The organism is Geitlerinema sp. CS-897 (assembly GCF_028368005.1).
GTDB classification, from domain to species: domain Bacteria; phylum Cyanobacteriota; class Cyanobacteriia; order Cyanobacteriales; family Geitlerinemataceae; genus Baaleninema; species Baaleninema simplex.
In genome coordinates this window covers 1-3,030 of record NZ_JAQNCQ010000336.1, presented here as the reverse complement: position 1 = coordinate 3,030, position 3,030 = coordinate 1, and the positions used below count along the sequence as shown (strand labels likewise).

The window sequence follows — 3,030 nt, the reverse complement described above, 5'->3', positions numbered from 1 at the left end:
GATGTCAGCCACCGCTTTGAGATGTTCTTGTAGCTTTTCTCGTTCTTCGGAGTTTAAGTTCATTTTGAAATTTTTTAGATATATCTACTCATATTATTTTACCATGATTTTTGTGTTTTTACGAAAGTGAGATGCACCCGGTCTGGCCTTAGTACCATCTCCATCGGAGAAACAAATTTCTAGTATTGTTAAATCTGTCAAAAGATTTGATGGTTGTTGTCAAATTACAGGAGTTTCACGCAGCAGTACAAACCGGCGAGTCAAATTAGTAGGGCATCATTTATATGACGAAAATCATTATCCATTTTTTGGAGCCGATCGAGAAAATATTATTACAATCTCCGAGGAAATTCATGAAGATTTTCATCAATGGAATGGAGGAACCCAGAAAAGTTGTACGATCGACGATTTTATTGACTATGTTGAGTGGCGTTATCCACAAAAGCATGAGGTTATCTTGATGTTACTCAACCGACAAAAGAATCTTCAGTCCAAATTGGCTCGCTTCCAGCGTCTCTTACCCGAAGGCGACTCGTAAACCCGGTTTGTCATACGGGTTTTTGGCGATGTCCCGAATTTCCCAGAGAGAGTTCGAGAAACTTTCACGGATGTGAGCGATCGCCGGGAGAGGTTTGGGGAAGGCTAAGGCTAGGCTTGGGGTGTCTCCCGCGATCGCCATCTCTGCGGAATGGCGATCGCTTCCTCTGTAGCCGTAAAACAGCCAAACCGCTATCGATCCTCACTCGAACCTCCCCAACTGCGATGACTGACCTCGCCATCGAAACCCGCGACCTCAGCAAACAGTTCGATCGCCAACTCGCCGTCAACGAAGTCGATCTCAACATCAATTACGGTGAAGTGTACGGTCTCATCGGACCCAACGGCGCGGGAAAAACCACCCTGATTCGGATGTTAGCCGCCATCGAAGAACCCACCACCGGAGAAATCTACTTCAACGGCGAACGGCTGCGACCCGATCGACCCAATCCCAACCTCCAACGACATCTCGGCTACCTTCCCGACGACTTCCCCCTCTACGACGACCTCACCGTTTGGGACTATCTCGAATACTTCGCGCGACTGTATCACCTGCGAGAACCTACGCGATCGCGCCGCCTCTTCGACGTACTCGAACTCGTGCAACTTGTCCCCAAACGCAACAGCCTGATTTCCACCCTTTCGAGAGGAATGAAACAACGGCTGAGTTTTGCGCGAACCGTCATTCCCGCCAGCTCAACCGAATCGCCAAGTCTGAAACCAAGCCGCTAATGGCGGGTATAGATTTTTAATGTTGTGCCTGAAATTTGGGAGCAAACCGCTATTTTAACACTACCCAAAAAGTCTTCACCACATCCCCCATTAGCCCCCCAAAGGAGAGGGGGGTTGCGGGGATGGAGGGACTTGTCTGAGTGGGTAAAACCGCTATTTGATACGGAATCCGAATTTCAAATACTGGTTTTGCCTAACCTGACAAGTCCCTCTCTGTGTCCTCTGTGTCTCTGTGGTGAAGGCTTCTTGAAACCTAGCTTATCGGGTAACGGATTCCGTATGAGATTCGGATTCCGTAACTAACCACCCTTCGCCCACGAGAAACCCGGTATCTTCATCAAAGATACCGGGTTTTGCAGAGTGCAGAATTCGATCGAACACTCTTCACGCTACACTCTTCATCCTTAACTGACTTACGTTCCCGACTGCCAGGAATTGATATATTCGATCTGTTCGGGGGTTAGCGTATCCATCTCGATGCCCATCGCCTTCAACTTCAGGCTGGCAATTTCACGATCGATCTCTTCAGGAATCGAGTGAAGACCGGCTTCGAGCTTTCCTTTATTCTTCACCAAATACTCACAAGCTAAGGCTTGGTTGGCGAAACTCATATCCATCACCGCACTGGGATGACCTTCCGCCGCCGCTAAGTTCACCAGGCGACCTTCACCCAACACGATGACCGATTTTCCACTGTTGAGCTTGTACTGTTCCGTAAACGGCCGCACCGTTTTCACTTCGCTCGTCATCGCCTTGAGGGATTTCAGGTCGATTTCGATGTCGAAGTGACCGGAGTTACAGACGATCGCGCCATCTTTCATCGTCTCGAAGTGTTCGCGGCGAATCACGTGCTTGTTCCCCGTCACCGTCACGAACAAGTTCCCCAACGGTGCTGCTTCTTCCATCGGCATCACGCGGAAGCCGTCCATGACCGCTTCGATGGCGCGAACCGGGTCGATTTCCGTCACGATCACGTTAGCGCCCATGCCGCGACCGCGCAAGGCGACGCCTTTACCGCACCAGCCGTAACCGGCGACCACTAGGGTTTTACCCGCCAGCAGCATATTGGTGGCGCGAATGATGCCGTCGAGGGTCGATTGACCGGTTCCGTAACGGTTATCGAAGAAATGCTTCGTATCGGCATCGTTGACGTTCATCGCCGGGAAGGTCAGCACACCATCGTTGAACATGGCACGCAGGCGCACGATTCCGGTGGTGGTTTCTTCGTTCGTCCCGATGAGTTCGGGGAGTTGGTCTTGACGCTCTTTCACCAGCGTCGCTACCACGTCCGACCCGTCGTCGATGATGATGTTGGGGTGGTGGTCGAGAGCGATTTGAACGTGACGCTCGTAAGTTTCGGCGTCTTCCCCTTTAATGGCGAAAACGGGGATGTTGTGGTCTACAACCAAACTCGCCGCCACGTCGTCTTGAGTCGAGAGGGGATTGCTGGCAATGAGCAGAGCGTCCGCACCACCTGCTTTTAAGGCGATCGCCAAATGTGCCGTTTCCGTGGTGACGTGGCAGCAAGCCACTAATTTAATGCCCGCAAGGGGCTTTTCTTGCTCGAAGCGATCGCGGATTTGCGCCAACACGGGCATTTCCCGACCTGCCCAATCGATGCGTTGTTTACCCTGGGGCGCCAGAGCGGGATCTTTAATTTCGTGCTTGATAGCCGTTGCGGTCATATGTCAGTGACTTCCTTTACAAAAAGACAATCTTATCTAGGGTACTCCGTCCTACTGAGAACGAACAGGGCAGGGG

2 protein-coding genes and 1 pseudogene are annotated in these 3,030 nt (G+C 51.2%); 1 reads left to right on the top strand and 2 read right to left on the bottom strand.

Going from position 1 to position 3,030, the window contains the following annotated elements; genetic code table 11:
* Nucleotides 1-517: 517 nt before the first annotated feature.
* A complete protein-coding gene (locus tag POG22_RS21560; protein WP_498907076.1) occupies nt 518-679 on the bottom strand; it encodes a hypothetical protein in 162 nt (53 codons plus the stop codon).
* Nucleotides 680-762: 83 nt separating this feature from the next.
* Between POG22_RS21560 and POG22_RS21555 the strand changes: the two are divergent.
* Nucleotides 763-1,224, top strand: a pseudogene (locus POG22_RS21555) (ABC transporter ATP-binding protein); the annotation flags it as partial.
* A gap of 458 nt (nt 1,225-1,682) precedes the next feature.
* Here the strand turns inward: POG22_RS21555 and ahcY are convergent.
* Nucleotides 1,683-2,954, bottom strand: coding sequence for an adenosylhomocysteinase (gene ahcY / locus POG22_RS21550; protein WP_063719653.1), 1,272 nt, complete (start codon nt 2,952-2,954; stop codon nt 1,683-1,685).
* Nucleotides 2,955-3,030: the final 76 nt, after the last annotated feature.